The following is a 17,114-nucleotide window of genomic DNA, read 5'->3' on the forward strand; positions in this document are numbered from 1 at the left end:
TGCATGAAAGTACCATTGCTGTCCGTCGAAGTACCAAAGCCGCAACGGCGTTTCTCCAGAATCCCCTCACGGCGACCCGACAACAGGAGGGCGTCGCTCACCTCTAGGAGACAACATGAAGCGTTTTCTGAAAGCGGGCCTCGTCCTCGCACTCATCGGCACGGGCGTCGTGTCCCAGGCCGCCACCGAACTCGTGATCGCGACCGTGAACAACGGCCACATGATCGAGATGCAGAAGCTCACCCCCTTCTTCGAGAAAGCCAACCCCGACATCAAGCTGAAGTGGGTCACGCTCGAAGAAGGCACGTTGCGCCAGCGCGTGACCACCGACATCGCCACCAAGGGCGGCCAGTTCGACGTGATGACCATCGGCCTGTACGAAACCCCGATCTGGTCGAAGAAGGGCTGGCTCAAGCCCATCGCCACCGATGCGGCCTACGACATCGACGACCTGCTGCCCGCCATCCGCAACGGCCTGTCGACCGACGGCAAGCTGTACGCCGCGCCGTTCTACGGCGAGAGCTCGATGCTCATGTACCGCAAGGACCTGGCCGACAAGCTGGGTATCAAGCTCCCCGAGCAGCCCACCTGGACCCAGGTCAAGGAATTCGCCGACAAGGCGAACGACCCGAAGGGCGGCGTCTACGGCATGTGCCTGCGCGGCAAGCCGGGCTGGGGCGACAACATGGCCTTCCTGACCACGCTGGTCAACACCAACGGCGGCCAGTGGTTCGACATGCAATGGAAGCCGCAGATCGACACCAAGGCCTGGAAGGACGCGATCACCTTCTACGTCGACATGATGAAGAAGGACGGCCCTCCGGGCGCGTCGGCCAACAGCTTCAACGAGAACCTCGCGCTCTTCAATGAAGGCAAGTGCGCGGCCTGGGTCGACGCGACCATCGCGGCCTCGTTCGTCAGCGATCCGAAGCAGTCAAAGGTGGCCGACAAGGTGGCGTTCACGCAGGCACCGACCGCCAGCACGCCCAAGGGCGCCAACTGGCTGTGGTCGTGGAACCTCGCCATTCCGGCCAGCTCGACCAAGGACGAGGCCGCGCAGAAGTTCATCAAGTGGGCCACCTCCAAGGACTACATCAACCTCGTGGCCAAGGAGACCGGCTGGGCCTCGGTGCCGACCGGCACGCGCAAGTCGACCTACGCGAACCCCGAGTTCCAGAAGGTCGCCAAGTTCGCCGAAGCCGAGAAGAAGGCCATCGACAGCGCCAACCTGACGGACAGCACGCTGCCCAAGTCGCCGTACGTCGGCGTGCAGTACGCGGCCATTCCGGAGTTCCAGGCCATCGGCGTGGCGGTGGGTCAGCAGATGAGCGCGGCGCTGTCGGGCAAGGTCACGGTCGACCAGGCGCTGAAGACCTCGCAGACCGCGGCCGAGCGTGAGATGAAGAAGGCCGGTTACTACAAGTAACCCGGTCCCTTCCCCTCTCCCCTCGGGGAGAGGGCCAGGGTGAGGGGGCAGCAGCACGCCCATCGCCGGCGTCGCTTGCCCTCACCCCAACCCTCTCCCGCTTGCGGGAGAGGGGGCCACAGCCCCAGCGAGGAACACACAATGAAAAGACTCCTGCCCCGCGCCCTCATGGCGCCCGCGGTGCTCACGCTCTTCCTCTGGATGATCGTGCCGCTGCTGATGACGTTGTACTTCTCGTTCGTCAACTACAACCTCATGCAGCCCGGCGAACGCACGTTCGCGGGCCTCGAGAACTTTCACTACTTCGTCACCGACCCCGACTTCTGGCCGGCCACGTGGAACACGCTGCTGCTGATCGGCAGCGTGATCGTCATCACGGTGGTGTTCGGCGTGCTGCTCGCGCTGCTGGTGAACGAGCCGTTTCCGGGCCGCGGCATCGTGCGCGTGCTGCTCATCTCGCCGTTCTTCGTCATGCCCGCGGTGAACGCGCTGCTGTGGAAGCACATGATGATGAACCCCATCTACGGCGTGCTGGCCGACCTGTGGCGCTTCTTCGGCGCCGCGCCGGTGGACTGGCTCACCGACGTGCCGCTGTTCTCGGTGATCGTCATGGTGGCCTGGCAGTGGCTGCCCTTCGCCTGCCTGATCTTCATCACCTCGCTGCAGTCGCTGGACCGCGAGCAGATGGAGGCCGCGCGCATGGACGGCGCGAGCTCGTTCCAGCGCTTCTTCTATCTCACGATTCCGCACCTCGCCCGCCCGATGGCCGTGGTGATCATGATCGAGATGATCTTCCTGCTCAGCGTGTTCGCCGAGATCGCCATCACCACCAACGGCGGCCCGGGCAACGAGAGCACGAACATGACCTACCTGATCTTCAAGCAGTCGCTGATGAATTTCGACGTGGGCGTGGCTTCGGCCGGTGCGCTGTTCGCGGTGGTGCTGGCGAACATCGTGGCGGTGTTTCTCATCCGAATCATCGGCAAGAACCTCGACTGAAGGAACGATCATGCAACCCAGCAACTTCCTTCCCCAGCTGCTGCGCACCGTCGGTGCGTGGGCTGTGGCGCTGCTCTTGTTCTTTCCGCTCGGCTGGCTGTTCCTCACGGCGTTCAAGACCGAGCTGCAGGCCATCCATGTGCCGCCGCTCTTCATCTTCGAGCCCACGCTGGACAACTTCGGCGAAGTGCAGCGCCGCAGCGACTACCTGCTGTACGCGCGCAACTCGCTCATCACCAGCCTGGGCTCGACCATCCTGGGCCTGCTGATCGCGGCGCCTGCGGCGTACTCGATGGCGTTCTTCCGCACGAAGCGAACGCGCGACATTCTGATGTGGATGCTCTCCACCAAGATGATGCCGGCCGTGGGCGCGCTGGTGCCGATCTACGTGCTCGCGCAGACCGCGGGCATGCTGGACTCGCTCACCGCGCTGACCATCGTGTTCACGCTGTCGAACCTGCCGATCATGGTGTGGATGCTCTACAGCGCCTACAAGGACATTCCGAACGAAATTCTGGAAGCCGCGCGCATGGACGGCGCAAGCCTGTGGACGGAGTTCCGCCACGTGGTGCTGCCGCTGTCGGTGGGCGGGCTCGCATCGACCGGCCTGCTGTGCCTGGTGCTGAGCTGGAACGAGGCCTTCTGGGCGCTCAACCTCACCTCGGCCAAGGCGGGCACGCTGGCCACGCTCATCGCCTCGTACTCCAGCCCGGAGGGCCTGTTCTGGGCCAAGTTGTCGGCCGCCTCGCTGATGGCCATCGCGCCCATCGTGGTGTTCGGCTGGTTCAGCCAGAAACAACTGGTGCAAGGCCTGACCTTCGGCGCCGTGAAATGAACACCCCCCGTCTTCGCGCACTTCGTGTCGCTTCGCCAACCCCCTCAAGGGGGCGCTGCCAGCGGCCCGGCAAAGCCGGTTCCGCGGCAGCTCCCGCATTTCGCTGCGCGCTTTCGACCCGTGCAGGTGCTTCGGCAGCCTGCCCACAAGCAATCAAGGAGTTGTGAATGGCCTACCTCGAACTCAAGAACATCAAGAAGAGCTTCGGCGAAGTCGACATCATCAAGGGTGTGGACCTGCAGATCCAGAAGGGCGAGTTCATCGTCTTCGTCGGGCCTTCGGGCTGCGGCAAGTCGACGCTGCTGCGGCTGATTGCCGGGCTCGAGCCCATCACCAGCGGCAGCCTGATGCTCGACGGCAAGGACATCACCTGGGCACCGTCGGGCAAGCGCGACCTGGCGATGGTGTTCCAGAGCTACGCGCTCTATCCGCACATGAGCGTGTACGACAACATGTCGTTCGCACTCAAGCTCGCGGGCGTTTCCAAGAGCGAGATCAAGACCAAGGTAGAGCATGCGGCCACCACCCTCAACCTCACGCAATACCTCGACCGCACGCCCAAGGACCTGTCGGGCGGCCAGCGCCAGCGCGTGGCCATCGGCCGCGCCATCGTGCGCGCGCCTAAGGTGTTCCTATTCGACGAGCCGCTGTCCAACCTCGACGCGGCGCTGCGCGGCAACACGCGTGTGGAAATCCACAAGCTGCACCGCGCGCTGGGCGCGACCACCATCTACGTGACGCACGACCAGGTCGAGGCCATGACGCTGGCCGACCGCGTGGTGGTGCTCAGGGACGGGCTCATCGAGCAGGTCGGTACGCCGCTGGCGCTGTACGACCGCCCGGCCAACCAGTTTGTGGCGCAGTTCATCGGCATGCCGTCGATGAACATGGTGGCCGCCAATGCCATTCCCAGCTTCTCGGCCGCCACCGGCGGCAGGCTGCCCGCGGACGGCTTCCTGGGCGTGCGCCCCGAAGGCCTGCGCGTGCACGCGAGGCAGGGCGCGCCGGTGTCCGACGTGCAGGGCCGCGTCGAGCTCATCGAGGCGCTCGGCGCCGACACGCTGATTCACGTCGACGTGGGGGGCGTGCCGCTCGTCGCCCGCCAGAACGACCGCACGCCGTTGCAGGCCGGCGACGACGTGGCGGTCGAGCTCGACCCCTCCGTGCTCCATCTGTTCAACCGCGAAGGCCGTTCGGTCAGCGCGTGAGCCCGATTCCTTCAACGCCATTTCAACGGACATTGCCGTGACCATCGCGCACATTCCACCGGCTCCCACGGAGTTCACGGTGCTTCATCTCGGCCTGGGCTCGTTCCATCGCGCGCACCAGGCGGTGTACCTGCAGCGGCTGATCGACGCGGGCGACACCCGCTGGTCGCTGTCGGGCGCCAACATCCGGCCGGACATGGCCGACATCGTCGCGGCGCTGCAGGCGCAGGGCGGCCGCTACACGCTCGAAACGGTGTCGCCGGCGGGCGAGTACCGCTATGAAGAGATCGAGGCCATCCGCGAGGTGCTGCCCTGGGAGCGCTCGCTGGCCAGCGTGATCGCGCGCGGCGCGACGCCTTCCACGCGCATCGTGTCGTTCACCGTCACCGAAGCCGGCTACTACCTCGACGACAAAGGCGAGCTGGACCTGTCGTTCGGCGAGCTCGCGGCCGATGTAGCGCGCGCGCGCCGCGGCGAGACCGGCGGCGACAACGTGACCATCTACGGCGCGCTGTGCGCCATCCTGCGTGCGCGCAAGGAAGCGAACGCGGGCGCCGTCACGCTGCTGAACTGCGACAACCTGCGCCACAACGGCGAGCGCTTCCGCGCGGGCCTGCTGGAGTTCATTGCGCTCGCGGGCGACACTGGCCTGCTGGCCTGGGTGAACGCGAACACGCGCTGCCCGAACGCGATGGTCGACCGCATCACGCCGCGCCCGCCCCCCGAGCTGCGCGCACGCGTGAAGGCCGCCACGGGCCGCGACGATGCCGCCGCCATCACCGGCGAAAGTTTCATCCAGTGGGTCGTCGAAGACGACTTCGCGGCCGGCCGGCCCGATTGGGGTCGCGTGGGCGCGGAGCTGGTGGCATCGGTGCAGCCGTACGAAGAGGCCAAGATCCGCATCCTCAACGCCACGCACAGCTGCATCGCCTGGGCGGGCACGCTGGTGGGGCTGGGCTTCATTCATGAAGGCACGCACGATGCGGCGATCCGGAAGATGGCGTTCGACTACGTTACCGACGACGTCATTCCCTGCCTGACCCCGAGCCCGATCGACCTCGCGGCCTACCGCGACGTGGTGCTCGACCGCTTCGGCAACCCCGCCATCCGCGACACCAACCAGCGCGTGGCGGCGGACGGCTTCTCGAAGATCCCGGGCTTCATTGCGCCGACGGTGCGCGAGCGCCTGGCGGCCGGCCACGGCATCGACAGCGTGGCGATGCTGCCCGCGTTGTTCCTGGCGTTCCTGCAGCGCTGGCACAAGGGCACGCTGCCCTATGCCTACCAGGACCAGGGCATGGACGAAGCGGTGGCGCACGCAATCTGCGACGCGGCCGATCCGGTCGTCGCGCTGTGCTCGGACGCGGGGCTGTGGGGTCCCCTTGCCGCCGATGCCCGCCTGATCGATGCCGTGCGCCGCGCCAGCGAGCGCGTTGCGCGTTTCATCCAGACCGAAAGCCAGCCATGACCCCACGCCTTCAAGACCGTCATGTTCTGCTGACCGGCGCGGGCGGCGGCATCGGCCTGGCCGTGGCCGAGGCGTGCATTGCCGAAGGCGCGCGCTGCAGCGTGATCGACCGCGCGACCGCCGCACCCGACGCGGTGCGCGAACTCCAGCAGCGCCACCCGGACAGCCTGGCGTACATTGCCGCCGACGTCACCGACACGCAGACCATCACGCACATGCTGGCCGGGGCGCAGGTGGCGTTCGGGCCGATCCACACGCTGTTCAACAACGCGGCGGTGTTCGACCTGGCGCCGCTGCTGGACAGCGACGAGGCCTCGTTCGACCGGCTCTTCGCCGTCAACGTGAAGGGCATGTTCTTCGTGATGCAGGCGGTGTTGCGCCACATGGTCGAGGCCGGCACGCAGGGTGCCTCGGTCATCAACATGGCCTCGCAGGCGGGGCGGCGCGGCGAGGCGCTGGTGTCGCACTACTGCGCGACCAAGGCGGCCGTCATCAGCTACACGCAGAGCGCCGCGCTGGCCATGGCGCCGCACGGCATTCGCGTGAACGGCATTTCGCCGGGGGTGGTCGACACGCCGATGTGGGACCACGTCGACAGCCTGTTCGCCAAGGCCGAAGGACTGCAGCCTGGGGAGAAGAAGCGGCAGGTCGGACTGGCGGTGCCGCTCGGGCGCATGGGCTCGCCGAGTGACATTGCCGGCGCGGCGGTGTTCCTTGCCAGCGACGAGGCGCGCTACATCACGGCGCAGACGCTCAATGTCGATGGCGGCAACGTCATGAGCTGATCCTCCTGTATGCGACCCGAGCCATGAATGAAGACTTCCACCTGTACCTCGACAGCGCCGACCTGAGCGAACTGCAGGCCTGCCTGCCGCACCCGGTGGTGCACGGCGTGACCACCAACCCGACCCTGCTGCTTCGTGCAGGCGTCGGCCGTGCTGCCTTGCCGGGGTTGCTGAAGCGCTGCATCGAATTGGGCGCACGCCAGGTGCAGGCCCAGGTGTATTCCAGCGAGGTCGACGGCATGCTCGAAGACGCGCGCGCCTTGCTGTCGCATTTCGATCGCGGCCAGCTCGTCATCAAGATACCCGCCACGCGCCAGGGCCTGGATGCCGGCGCGCGGCTCATTGCGCAGGGCGTGCCCGTCACCTGGACGGCCGTGTATGCGCCCGAGCAGGCGCACTTTGCGGCGCAACTGGGCGCGGCCTACGCGGCGCCGTACCTCGGGCGTCTCGAAGACGCCGGCGTCGACGGGCTGGCGCTGATTGCGCAGATGCAGTCGCTGGTCGCGCAGCGGCCTCAGTCCGGCACGCGGCTGCTGGTGGCCAGCATTCGCTCGCGCGGGGCGTATCTTTCGTTGCTGGGGCTCGGCGTGGGGGCCATCACCATTCCGCCGCGTCTCTTTGCCGAACTGCTCGACCATTCCGCCACGCTGGCCGCCGAACGCGGCTTCCTGGCCGATGCGAGCGCCTTGCCCTGATCGAGAATCCAGACACCATGCGCATAGCACTCACGGGCGAAGCCCTCATCGATTTCACCGCCAGCGAGGCGGGCACCCTGGCCTTCCTGGGGCACGAGGGCGGCTCGCCGCTCAACACGGCGGTGGCCTGCGCCCGGCTCGGGCAGCCGACAGGCTTCTTCACGCAGCTGTCGACCGACCTGTTCGGCGAGCGACTGATGGGTTTCCTGCGGAGCAACGGCGTGGACACGAGTTTCGTGCTGCGCAGCAATGCGCCTTCCACGCTGGCCTTCGTCGAGCGCACGCCGCAGACCAACCGCTATGCGTTCTACACGCAGGGCAGCGCCGACGCCACCTGGGCGCCCGAGCCGCTGCCGCAGCTGCCGGCGGACTGCCGATTCATGCATTTCGGCTCGATTTCGCTGCTCCAGCAGCCGGCCGCCATGCGCATCACCGACCTGATCACGGCGAACAAGGGGCGCTGCGTGATCGTGTTCGACCCCAACGTGCGGCCCAGCCTGATTGCGGACATGGTCGGCTACCGAGCACGCGTGACCGGCTGGTTCGCGTTGGCCGACCTCGTCAAGCTCAGCGACGAAGATGCCGAGCTGCTCGCGCCCGGGCAACCGGTCGACGCCCTGGCCGCAGACATCCTGAAAGCCGGGGCGCGTGCCGTGATCGTCACGCGCGGCGGGCACGGCGCAACGCTCTGGCGCACGGGGCATGCGCCCATGGCCGTGGCCGCGCCGCGCGTGCAGGTGGTCGACACCATCGGCGCGGGAGACACCTTCACGGCCGGGTTGTCGGTCTCGCTGCTCGCCCACGGCGTCGAGCAGCCGGGGCAGCTCGGCGAACTGGGCGACGAGGCCTGGCGCGAGGTGATGCGCTTCGCCGCCACCGCCGCCGCGCTCAACTGCGCCCGCGAGGGTGCCGACCCGCCCACGCTCGCAGCAGTTCACACCGCGCTCGCGGAGGCACAAAATACCGGTGCTGCTTCCCGGTCCTGAACCGTGCTGCCATGACGACGTCCACACGCAAGCGTTCGATTCCCCGCCAGCGCCAGCCCGAGCTGGAGCGCGACTTTGCGCGCTCTCCCTCGCTGGGCTACGAGGCGCCCGAAGAAACCGGCCTGGTGCGCTGCCTGGCGCACGGCTTTCCCAGTCCGCTGGTGCGATGGCACTTCCATGAAGACTACGAGCTGCACCTGATCACCGAGACCTCGGGCAAGGCCTTCATCGGCGACTGGATCGGGCCGTTCCAGCCCGGGCACCTGGTGCTGTGCGGGCCGCGGCTGCCGCACAACTGGATCTCGCTCGACGTGCCCGAAGGCGGCGCCGCGGGGCGCGACCGCGTGATCCAGTTTCGCCACGAGCCCATCGAGCGCGCGGCCAGCGAGATTCCCGAGTTGCGCGAGGTGATGCAGCTGCTCGAGCGCGCGCGCCACGGCATCGAGTTCTTCGGCATGTCTGCGCAGGCGCAGGTGCACTGGGACCATATCAAGGCCGCGCGCGGCGTGCGGCGCCTGGGGCGCTTCTGCGAATTCCTGGCCGATCTGGCGGAGTGCACCGACTACCGGCTGCTGTCGAGCGTGCAGATGCAGGGCGCGCAGGGCGCGGACGGCGATGCGCAGGTCGACCAGATCAACGGCATCGTCAACCGCATCACCAACAACATGGCCGAGTCGATCTCGATGTCGGACGTGGCCGCCGAGCTGGGCATGAGCGAGAGCCGCTTCAGCCGCTTCTTCCGGCGCTCCACCGGCAACAGCTTCACCGACTTCGTCAACCGCGTGCGCATCAACAGCGCCTGCCACCTGCTGATGCAGACCGACCACTACGTGACGGACATCTGCTACCAGGTGGGCTTCAACAACGTCGCCAACTTCAACCGGCGCTTCCTTGAAATCAAGGGCATGACGCCGAGCGAATTCAGAAAACAGGCCGACACGCGCTTCGGCAGCGGCGTCTCTTCTTAGCACTGCAGGGAGTTCATCTTGTACCTGGGACTCGACCTCGGCACGTCCGAGCTCAAGGCGCTGCTGCTCGCCGACGATCACCGCATCGTGGGCGTGGCGCGTGCGCCGCTCACGGTCGAGCGGCCGCAACCGCTGTGGTCGGAGCAGGCGCCGCGGCAGTGGGGGCAGGCGCTCGAGCAGGTGATGGCGGCGTTGAAGGCATCCCATGGCGAGGCGGTGTCTGCCGTGCGCGCCATTGGCCTGTCAGGACAGATGCACGGCGCCACGCTGCTCGACGCGGCGGGCGAGGTGCTGCGCCCGGCCATCCTGTGGAACGACGGGCGCAGCGGCGCGCAGTGCGAGGCGCTTGCGCGCGCCGTGCCGCGCCTGGGCGCGATCGCGGGCAACCTGGCGATGCCGGGCTTCACCGCGCCCAAGCTGATGTGGGTGCGTGAACACGAGCCCGAAATCTTTGCGCGCACTGCACGCGTGCTGTTGCCGAAGGACTGGCTGCGCTTCATGCTCAGCGGCGAGGCGGTCAGCGAGATGTCGGACGCCGCTGGCACGCTGTGGCTGGACGTGGGCGCGCGCGACTGGTCCGACGAGTTGCTGTCGGCCACCGGGCTCACGCGCGCACACATGCCGCGGCTGGTCGAAGGCAGCGAGGTGTCGGCGCAGCTCAAGCCCGAGCTGGCAACGCGGTGGGGCGTGGGCCGCGGCACGGTGCTGATCGCCGGCGGCGCGGGCGACAACGCCGCGAGCGCGGTCGGCATGGGGCTGGTGGAGCCGGGGCAGGGCTTCGTGTCGCTCGGTACGTCGGGCGTGGTGTTCGTGTCGACCGACCGCTTCCTGCCGAACCCCGCGCAGGCCATGCACGCCTTCTGCCACGCGCTGCCGAAGCGCTGGCACCAGATGTCGGTGATGCTCTCGGCCGCGAGCGCGGTGAGCTGGGCGGCGAAGGCGTTCAGGTTCACCGACGAGGCGGCGCTGCTGGAGGCTGCGGCGTCGGTGCCGGTGTCGCAGCGTGTGCACTGCCCGCTGTTCCTGCCGTACCTGTCTGGCGAGCGTTCGCCGCACAACAACCCCGCTGCACAGGGCGTGCTGTTCGGGCTGACGCATGCGCACGGTCCTGCGGAGATTGCCTATGCCGTGGTCGAGGGCGTGAGCTTCGGCCTGCGCGACGGCTTCGACACCCTGCGTCTGCCGCCCGACATGCCGCTGCGCGAAGTGGCGCTGGTGGGCGGCGGTGCGCGCAGCGTGTGGTGGGGCCAGTTGCTGGCCGACATCTTCCAGGTACCGCTCACGCTCTATGCGGGCAGCGAGACCGGCGGGGCGCTGGGCGCGGCGCGCCTGGCGTGGCTGGCCGATGGCGGCGCCGTCGCACAGGTGTGCACGCTGCCGCCGGTGAAGCAGAAGCTGGTTCCGGGGGCGGAAGGCGTGGAGACGCACAAGGTGCGGCGTACGCGCTTCCAGGCGCTCTATGCGGCGCTGCGGGATCAATTCGAATAAGCGACGCACAGACCGAGCGCCCATAAAAAAACCCGTCGCAAGACGGGTTTTTTACTTTCGCGAAACACCGCGGAACCGGCTTTGCCGGGCCGCATGTGTTGCCCCCGGTAGGGGGTTGGCGTAGCGGACACGAAGTGCCGCGCAGCCTGGGGGCGAGCGAAATTACATCCCCATGCCGCCCATGCCGCCCATGCCACCCATGTCAGGCATGCCGCCGCCGGCACCCGATTCTTCCTTCGGTGCGTCAGCGATCATGGCTTCGGTCGTCAGCAGCAGCGAGGACACCGAGGCGGCGTTCTGCAGTGCGGTACGCGTGACCTTCGTCGGGTCCAGGATGCCCAGTTCGAGCATGTCGCCGTACGAGTCGTTCGCAGCGTTGAAGCCGTAGTTGCCCTTGCCGGCCAACACCGCGTTCACCACCACCGAGGCTTCGCCGCCGGCGTTGTTCACGATTTCGCGCAGGGGCGCTTCGATGGCCTTGAGCACCAGCTTGATGCCGGCTTCCTGGTCGGCGTTGTCGCCCTTGACCGAGTCGCCCACCGCTTGCTTGGCACGCAGCAGAGCCACGCCGCCGCCAGCCACGACGCCTTCTTCCACGGCAGCGCGGGTGGCGTGCAGTGCATCTTCGACGCGGGCCTTCTTTTCCTTCATTTCGACTTCGGTGGCAGCGCCGACCTTGATCACTGCAACGCCGCCGGCCAGCTTGGCCACGCGCTCTTGCAGCTTTTCACGGTCGTAGTCGCTGGTCGCTTCTTCGATCTGAACGCGCACTTGCTTCACGCGGGCTTCGATGTCACCAGCAGCGCCGGCGCCGTCGATGATGATCGTGTTTTCCTTGCCCACTTCGATGCGCTTGGCTTGACCCAGGTCGGCCAGCGTCACCTTTTCGAGCGTCAGGCCCACTTCTTCAGCGATGACCTTGCCGCCCGTCAGGATGGCGATGTCTTCCAGCATGGCCTTGCGGCGGTCGCCGAAGCCAGGCGCCTTGACGGCCACGACCTTCAGGATGCCGCGGATCGTGTTCACGACCAGGGTCGCCAGGGCTTCGCCTTCGACTTCTTCGGCAATGATCAGCAGCGGACGGCCAGCCTTGGCGACTTGCTCCAGCACCGGCAGCAGGTCACGGATGTTGCTGATCTTCTTGTCGAACAGCAGCACGAAGGGGTTGTCCAACAGCGCCGATTGCTTCTCGGGGTTGTTGATGAAGTAGGGCGACAGGTAGCCGCGGTCGAACTGCATGCCTTCGACGACGTCGAGTTCGCTGTCCAGCGACTTGCCGTCTTCCACGGTGATCACGCCTTCCTTGCCGACCTTGTCCATCGCGTCAGCGATGAGCTTGCCGATGGTTTCGTCGCTGTTGGCCGAAATGGAGCCGACTTGCGCGATTTCCTTGGAGGTGGTGGTGGGCTTGGAAGCCTTCTTCAGCTCGGCGACCAGGGCCGTGACAGCCTTGTCGATGCCGCGCTTCAGGTCCATCGGGTTCATGCCGGCAGCCACCAGCTTGAAACCTTCGCGAACGATGGCTTGTGCCAGCACGGTCGCGGTGGTGGTGCCGTCACCGGCGTTGTCCGAAGTCTTGGAGGCCACTTCCTTCACGAGCTGGGCGCCCATGTTCTGGAGCTTGTCCTTGAGTTCGATTTCCTTGGCCACGGACACACCGTCCTTGGTCACGGTGGGGGCGCCGAACGAGCGTTCGAGCACCACGTTGCGACCCTTGGGGCCCAGGGTGACCTTGACTGCGTTGGCCAGGATGTTCACACCCTCGACCATGCGTGCGCGGGCTTCTCCGCCGAAGACTACGTCTTTTGCTGCCATGATGAATTAACTCCGAATGGATTGGATTTGAATGAATCGGAAGGGGAGAAGGCTTACTTCTCGACGACTGCGAACAGGTCGTCTTCCTTCATCACGAGCAGTTCGTCGCCGTCGACCTTGACGGTCTGGCCGCTGTACTTGCCGAACAGGACGCGGTCGCCGACCTTGACGGTCAGTGCGGTCAGTTCGCCCTTGTCGGTGCGCTTGCCCGGGCCCACGGCCAAGACTTCGCCCTGATCGGGCTTTTCGGCGGCTGCGTCGGGGATGACGATGCCGGAGGCGGTCTTGGTTTCGCTGTCAACACGCTTGACGATCACGCGATCGGCCAAAGGACGAAGTTTCATTGCATCTCCTGATATGGATAAGAAACGGGTTTGTGGTCGGACACCGGACGGGGCCCGGGTGCCCATTCGACTGGCAGCAAGTGGCTGTTAGCACTCGTCGGCAGTGAGTGCTAATGATAAGGGCATTCGGTGACGTTTCAAGGGCAGGGGATTGGGACGCCGCATTTCAAGGCCGTTTCCGCGTTGCCGCACGCGTCGGTTCCGCATGGCCGAACCAGCCTCGCGGGCACTGCGATGCCTGACGTATGCTGTGGCATCGTTCGATTGCACACAGTTTGTAGACAAATCATATGAAACCCCAAGCCCCGATCAAGCTGGCGCCGCGCGCCAAGCCCGGCAAGCCCGGCAAGACCGCAGCAGCGGTCAAGGCCTCGGGTGCCCGCAAGCCCGGGCCGGGCGTTGCCAGGACCGGGGCCGACGCGTCCGCCGAGCCCGACGCGTCCGGCGAAGCCTCGAAGAATCTGACCGACCGGGCCTACGCCGTCGTGAGGCGGCTCATTCTGCAGCGCGAGTTGACCGGTGGCGAAGTGCTGGTCGAAGGGCGCCTGGCCGAGCGCCTGCAGATGTCGCGAACGCCCTTGCGCGAGGCCCTGCTCCGGCTCGAGGGCGAAGGCCTGCTGGTGCGGGCCAATGCGCGCTCGTACGCGGTGCGGCGCATCACCGCGTCGCATTACTTCCAGTGCCTGCAGGTGCGCGAACGGCTGGAGTCGCAGGCCGTGTCGCTCGCCATGGGGCATGTGCCCGCGGAACTGGTGCAGCGCCTGCGCAGCGACATCCTGTCTCTGGATTCGAGCCAGCAGGGTTCGAGCCACTGGCACGCCGACGACGAGATCCACGGCCTGTTCGCGCGGGCCTCCGGCAACGCCATGCTGGCCGAGACGATCGCGCACCTGCGCGTGCTGTGCCGTCTGTTCGAGGTGGTCGACCCGTTCAACCGCATCGAGGACGACAGGGCCGAGCACCTGGCCATCCTGGACGCCTACATCGCGGGCAACGCGAAAGCGGCCGAAGAGGCCGTCATTGCGCACCTGCGCCACCTGGCGCGCTACACGCTCTCCAGGCTCAGCAACGGCCTGGTCACCGGCTTCCCGCCGCACTAGCAGTGCGGGCGAGCCTGCCCGCGGTGCGCGACCCTTTCAGTGCCGCAGGATCTTGCCGACAAAGTCGCGGGTGCGGGCCTCGCGGGGCGCGTCGAAGATCTGCCGGGGGTCGCCGACCTCGACCACGTGCCCGTCGGCCATGAAGACGACCTTGCTCGACACCTCGCGCACGAAGCCCATCTCGTGCGAGACGATGAACATCGTCATGCCCTCGGCGGCCAGCAGCCGCACGGTGTCGAGCACTTCGTTGACCAGCTCGGGGTCGAGGGCGGCCGTGACCTCGTCGAGCAGGAGGATGCCCGGCTGCAGCGCCAGCGCGCGCGCGATCGCCACGCGCTGCTGCTGGCCGCCCGACAGCTGGTCGGGGTAGGACTTCAGCTTGGCCCCCATGCCCACCTTCTCGAGCAGCTGGACCGCATAGTCCTCGACCTGCTTGCGCGGGCGTCCCTTGACCTTGATGGGGGCGACCGTGACGTTGTCGAGCACCGTCATGTTCTGGAACAGGTTGTACTGCTGGAACACGATGGCCATCTGCGAGCGCACGCGGCGAAGCTGCTCGCGGTCGTTGTAGTCCAGGGCCTGGCCGTCGATGCGGACCTGGCCCTCGATGGGCGGCAGCAGGCCCATGAGCACGCGCAGCAAGGTGCTCTTGCCCGAGCCCGACGGCCCGATGAGACTGACGATCTCTCCCTTGTCCACCGACAGGTTGATGCGCTCGAGTACGGTGTGCGCGCCGTAGTTGGCCTTGAGGTCAACGATTTCGAGTTGGGGCAAGTTTTTTCTCCAGGTATTTGCCGAACCGGGCCAGCGGATAGGACAGCATGAAATAAAGCGCCAGCACCGTGCCGTAGACCAGCGTGGCCGAGAAGCCCTTGTTGTTCATCGTCTTGCCGGCGAAGGCCAGCTCGACGACGCCGATCTGCGAGGCCAGCGCGGTGTCCTTGATGAACAGCACGAAGAAGCCGAAGACCGGCGGAAGAATGATCTTCCAGGCCTGCGGCACGATCACCAGGCGCAGCGTCTGCAGGTAGCTGAAGTTCATGGCCGCCGCCGCGTCCCACTGGTTGCGGTGCACCGACTCGAGCCCGCTGCGCACGATCTCGGCAATGAAGGCGGTGGCGATCAGGCACACGCTGATCAGGGCCACCGTGAACATGGCGAGGTCGGCGTGCAGGCCCTGGAAGATGAAGAACACCAGCATCAGCGTGACCAGGAACGGGATGCGCCTGAACAGCTCGATGAAGGCCGTGGCCGCAACGCGCAGCGGCATGCCGGCGGGCCGGTCGCCCAGCCGCACCGCCGCCAGCACGAAGCCCAGCGAGAAGCCGACGATGCAGCCGATGGCGGACAGCGCGAATGTCACGCCCAGCGCCTTCGCGAAGAACAGCAGGTTGTAGTAGCTGAAGAAGCGAGGCAGCTCCTGCAGGATCTGGTCGAGCATCAGAACCACCTCATCTTGGCGCGGAAGAAGCGCTTGCCCACGAAGGCCAGCGACAGCGTGGCGATCAGCGTGATCACGAGGTAGAGCACCGCCACGACGGAGAACACCTCGATCGAGCGGAAGGTCTCGGCGTTGATGTTGTAGGCCCGCCCGGTGAGTTCCTCGACGCCGAAGATGGCCGCCATCGAGGTGCCCAGGGTCATCAGGATGTACTGGTTGGACAGCGGCGGAAACAGCACGCGCACGATGTGCGGCAGGATCACGTAGCGAATGGTCTGGATGCGGGAGAAGCCCAGCGTTTCGGCGGCCTCCAGCTCGGGCAGGCGCACCGATTCGAAGCCCGCGCGCTGGATCTCGGTCAGGTACGCACCGGCATTGAGCGTCATGCCGATCAGCACGGCCTGGTAGGGCGACAGCAGGATGCCCGCGTCGGGCAGCGCGAAGAAGATGAAGAAGATCTGGATGAGCTGCGGCGTGTTGGTGAAGAACACCACGTAGGCGCCGACGATGCGGCGCGCCCACCGCGGGCCGTAGGCGCGCACCGAGGCACCGCCCAGGCCGAGCAGCATGCCGAGCGCGAACGCGAGGAACGCGATCTGCAGGCTCAGCCAGGCGCCGTCGACCAGGTAGGGCAGGCGCTCCAGCACCGGTGAATAGTCGAACTGCATGCGCCCCCTGCGGCCTTACTTGTAGCTCGGTGCGGTGCGCGGATCGTGCAGCATCGGGCCGCCGAACCACTTCTTCCAGCGTTCGTCCACGTAGCCGCTCTTGTGCATTTCCTTGATGGCGCCGGTGAGCTTCTCGCGCAGCGCGTCGTTGCCCTTCTGCACGCCGATGCCGCAGAAGTAGACCTCGATGGGGGCGTCCACGATGCGCCAGTCGATCTTGTGCTTGGCCGTGTGCTCGGTCATGAAGTCCATCACGTCGATCATCGCGTCGGCCCGGCCCTGGGCAATGGCACGCACCGCGTCGGGGTAGTTGTCCAGCAGCAGCAACTGCGCCTTGGGCAGCTTTTCCTGCACCAGCTTCACGGGCGTGGCACCGCGCACCTCGACCAGCCGGACCGCCGGATCGTTGAGCTCCATCCAGTCCTTGTAGGGCTTGGCCTTGGTGGTCAGCACGCCCAGCACCTCGGTGTGCAAGGGCACGGTGAAGTCGATCACCTTCTGGCGCTCGGGCGTGATCGTCATGGCGCCGAGCACGGCATCGATCTTGCCGCTGCTCACGAAGGGAATGCGGTCGGGCGAGCCGACCTGCACGATCTCCGTCTTGACGCCCAGCAGTTCGCCGAGCTTGCGCGCGATGTCGACGTCGAAGCCGTCGATCTCGTTCTTGTCGTTGAAGATGCCCAGCGGCGGAAGGGTCGGGTTGACGCCGACCACCAGCTTCTTGCTGGCCACGATTTCATCGAGCGTGCGGGCCGAGCTGGCCATCGGCAGGCCCATCAGCGCCGACCCCAGCGCGAGCGAACCGGCCACCAGGAGGGTGCGGCGGACGGCGTTCCTTGTTTGCTTCATCGAGAAAAACTCCTAGAGGTTGAAGGTTGAGCCAGAGGC

The 17,114-nt window shown here is 66.6% G+C and carries 17 protein-coding genes; 11 read left to right on the top strand and 6 right to left on the bottom strand.

Annotation, left to right across the window (positions count from 1 at the left end; genetic code table 11):
• The first annotated feature begins 115 nt into the window (after window positions 1-115).
• From AC1DJH_RS20855 to xylB, 10 genes are all read left to right on the top strand, one after another.
• Complete coding sequence (locus AC1DJH_RS20855; RefSeq protein ID WP_478187013.1) at window positions 116-1,426, top strand: ABC transporter substrate-binding protein; 1,311 nt, start codon at window positions 116-118, stop codon at window positions 1,424-1,426.
• A gap of 141 nt (window positions 1,427-1,567) precedes the next feature.
• Window positions 1,568-2,425, top strand: a complete 858-nt coding sequence (locus AC1DJH_RS20860) for a carbohydrate ABC transporter permease (RefSeq protein ID WP_472117263.1) — start codon at window positions 1,568-1,570, stop codon at window positions 2,423-2,425.
• 10 nt (window positions 2,426-2,435) lie between these two features.
• Complete coding sequence (locus AC1DJH_RS20865; protein WP_435441686.1) at window positions 2,436-3,260, top strand: carbohydrate ABC transporter permease; 825 nt, start codon at window positions 2,436-2,438, stop codon at window positions 3,258-3,260.
• A gap of 167 nt (window positions 3,261-3,427) precedes the next feature.
• Window positions 3,428-4,468, top strand: coding sequence for an ABC transporter ATP-binding protein (locus AC1DJH_RS20870; protein ID WP_478187014.1), 1,041 nt, complete (start codon window positions 3,428-3,430; stop codon window positions 4,466-4,468).
• Window positions 4,469-4,547: 79 nt separating this feature from the next.
• Window positions 4,548-5,936 carry a D-arabinitol 4-dehydrogenase gene (gene dalD / locus AC1DJH_RS20875; protein ID WP_478187121.1) on the top strand — a complete coding sequence of 463 codons (1,389 nt, stop codon included), beginning with the start codon at window positions 4,548-4,550 and terminating at the stop codon, window positions 5,934-5,936.
• Window positions 5,933-6,721 carry an L-iditol 2-dehydrogenase gene (locus tag AC1DJH_RS20880; RefSeq protein WP_478187015.1) on the top strand — a complete coding sequence of 263 codons (789 nt, stop codon included), beginning with the start codon at window positions 5,933-5,935 and terminating at the stop codon, window positions 6,719-6,721. The genes dalD and AC1DJH_RS20880 overlap by 4 nt, the downstream gene beginning before the upstream one ends.
• Window positions 6,722-6,744: 23 nt before the next feature.
• Window positions 6,745-7,416 carry a transaldolase family protein gene (locus AC1DJH_RS20885; RefSeq protein ID WP_478187016.1) on the top strand — a complete coding sequence of 224 codons (672 nt, stop codon included), beginning with the start codon at window positions 6,745-6,747 and terminating at the stop codon, window positions 7,414-7,416.
• Between the two features lie 17 nt (window positions 7,417-7,433).
• The gene (locus AC1DJH_RS20890; RefSeq protein ID WP_478187017.1) at window positions 7,434-8,402 is read left to right on the top strand and encodes a carbohydrate kinase family protein; all 969 of its coding nucleotides are present in this window, start codon (window positions 7,434-7,436) and stop codon (window positions 8,400-8,402) included.
• Window positions 8,403-8,413: 11 nt separating this feature from the next.
• Entirely contained in the window at window positions 8,414-9,370 is a 957-nt protein-coding gene (locus tag AC1DJH_RS20895) for an AraC family transcriptional regulator (protein ID WP_435494138.1), read from the top strand.
• A gap of 18 nt (window positions 9,371-9,388) precedes the next feature.
• A complete protein-coding gene (gene xylB, locus AC1DJH_RS20900) occupies window positions 9,389-10,858 on the top strand; it encodes a xylulokinase (protein WP_478187018.1) in 1,470 nt (489 codons plus the stop codon).
• Window positions 10,859-11,020: 162 nt separating this feature from the next.
• On the opposite strand, the gene groL is transcribed toward xylB, so the two are convergent.
• Both groL and groES read right to left on the bottom strand, forming a co-directional pair.
• Window positions 11,021-12,673: a chaperonin GroEL gene (groL, locus tag AC1DJH_RS20905; protein ID WP_435441693.1), complete on the bottom strand. Its 1,653-nt coding sequence runs from the start codon at window positions 12,671-12,673 to the stop codon at window positions 11,021-11,023.
• Between the two features lie 53 nt (window positions 12,674-12,726).
• Window positions 12,727-13,017, bottom strand: a complete 291-nt coding sequence (gene groES, locus AC1DJH_RS20910) for a co-chaperone GroES (protein WP_093125512.1) — start codon at window positions 13,015-13,017, stop codon at window positions 12,727-12,729.
• Window positions 13,018-13,307: 290 nt separating this feature from the next.
• Here groES and AC1DJH_RS20915 point away from each other — a divergent pair, with 290 nt between their 5' ends.
• Window positions 13,308-14,117, top strand: coding sequence for a GntR family transcriptional regulator (locus tag AC1DJH_RS20915; RefSeq protein ID WP_478187019.1), 810 nt, complete (start codon window positions 13,308-13,310; stop codon window positions 14,115-14,117).
• Window positions 14,118-14,153: 36 nt separating this feature from the next.
• Here the strand turns inward: AC1DJH_RS20915 and AC1DJH_RS20920 are convergent, their stop codons facing one another.
• From AC1DJH_RS20920 to AC1DJH_RS20935, 4 genes are read right to left on the bottom strand one after another with little or no spacing between them, the layout of a single operon-like run.
• Window positions 14,154-14,891 (bottom strand): amino acid ABC transporter ATP-binding protein, encoded by a 738-nt coding sequence (locus tag AC1DJH_RS20920; RefSeq protein WP_435444926.1) that lies wholly within the window; start codon window positions 14,889-14,891, stop codon window positions 14,154-14,156.
• Window positions 14,869-15,558, bottom strand: a complete 690-nt coding sequence (locus AC1DJH_RS20925; RefSeq protein WP_435482750.1) for an amino acid ABC transporter permease — start codon at window positions 15,556-15,558, stop codon at window positions 14,869-14,871. Before AC1DJH_RS20925 ends, AC1DJH_RS20920 begins: the two co-directional genes overlap by 23 nt.
• Complete coding sequence (locus tag AC1DJH_RS20930) at window positions 15,558-16,226, bottom strand: amino acid ABC transporter permease (protein WP_478187020.1); 669 nt, start codon at window positions 16,224-16,226, stop codon at window positions 15,558-15,560. The genes AC1DJH_RS20925 and AC1DJH_RS20930 overlap by 1 nt, the downstream gene beginning before the upstream one ends.
• A 15-nt stretch (window positions 16,227-16,241) precedes the next feature.
• Window positions 16,242-17,075 carry a transporter substrate-binding domain-containing protein gene (locus tag AC1DJH_RS20935; RefSeq protein WP_478187021.1) on the bottom strand — a complete coding sequence of 278 codons (834 nt, stop codon included), beginning with the start codon at window positions 17,073-17,075 and terminating at the stop codon, window positions 16,242-16,244.
• Between the last annotated feature and the right edge of the window lie 39 nt (window positions 17,076-17,114).

The sequence above is a fragment of the Variovorax sp. 10N412 genome (assembly GCF_056394985.1).

Excerpts from the sequence above, each read along its gene's own strand:
- AC1DJH_RS20935 (WP_478187021.1), bottom strand. The coding sequence starts at position 17,075 with ATGAAGCAAACAAGGAACGCCGTCCGCCGCACCCTCCTGGTGGCCGGT.
- AC1DJH_RS20890 (WP_478187017.1), top strand. The coding sequence starts at position 7,434 with ATGCGCATAGCACTCACGGGCGAAGCCCTCATCGATTTCACCGCCAGC.
- AC1DJH_RS20855 (WP_478187013.1), top strand. The coding sequence starts at position 116 with ATGAAGCGTTTTCTGAAAGCGGGCCTCGTCCTCGCACTCATCGGCACG.
- AC1DJH_RS20895 (WP_435494138.1), top strand. The coding sequence starts at position 8,414 with ATGACGACGTCCACACGCAAGCGTTCGATTCCCCGCCAGCGCCAGCCC.
- AC1DJH_RS20865 (WP_435441686.1), top strand. The coding sequence starts at position 2,436 with ATGCAACCCAGCAACTTCCTTCCCCAGCTGCTGCGCACCGTCGGTGCG.
- groL (WP_435441693.1), bottom strand. The coding sequence starts at position 12,673 with ATGGCAGCAAAAGACGTAGTCTTCGGCGGAGAAGCCCGCGCACGCATG.
- AC1DJH_RS20860 (WP_472117263.1), top strand. The coding sequence starts at position 1,568 with ATGAAAAGACTCCTGCCCCGCGCCCTCATGGCGCCCGCGGTGCTCACG.
- AC1DJH_RS20925 (WP_435482750.1), bottom strand. The coding sequence starts at position 15,558 with ATGCTCGACCAGATCCTGCAGGAGCTGCCTCGCTTCTTCAGCTACTAC.
- AC1DJH_RS20915 (WP_478187019.1), top strand. The coding sequence starts at position 13,308 with ATGAAACCCCAAGCCCCGATCAAGCTGGCGCCGCGCGCCAAGCCCGGC.
- AC1DJH_RS20930 (WP_478187020.1), bottom strand. The coding sequence starts at position 16,226 with ATGCAGTTCGACTATTCACCGGTGCTGGAGCGCCTGCCCTACCTGGTC.
- AC1DJH_RS20885 (WP_478187016.1), top strand. The coding sequence starts at position 6,745 with ATGAATGAAGACTTCCACCTGTACCTCGACAGCGCCGACCTGAGCGAA.
- groES (WP_093125512.1), bottom strand. The coding sequence starts at position 13,017 with ATGAAACTTCGTCCTTTGGCCGATCGCGTGATCGTCAAGCGTGTTGAC.
- AC1DJH_RS20870 (WP_478187014.1), top strand. The coding sequence starts at position 3,428 with ATGGCCTACCTCGAACTCAAGAACATCAAGAAGAGCTTCGGCGAAGTC.
- AC1DJH_RS20880 (WP_478187015.1), top strand. The coding sequence starts at position 5,933 with ATGACCCCACGCCTTCAAGACCGTCATGTTCTGCTGACCGGCGCGGGC.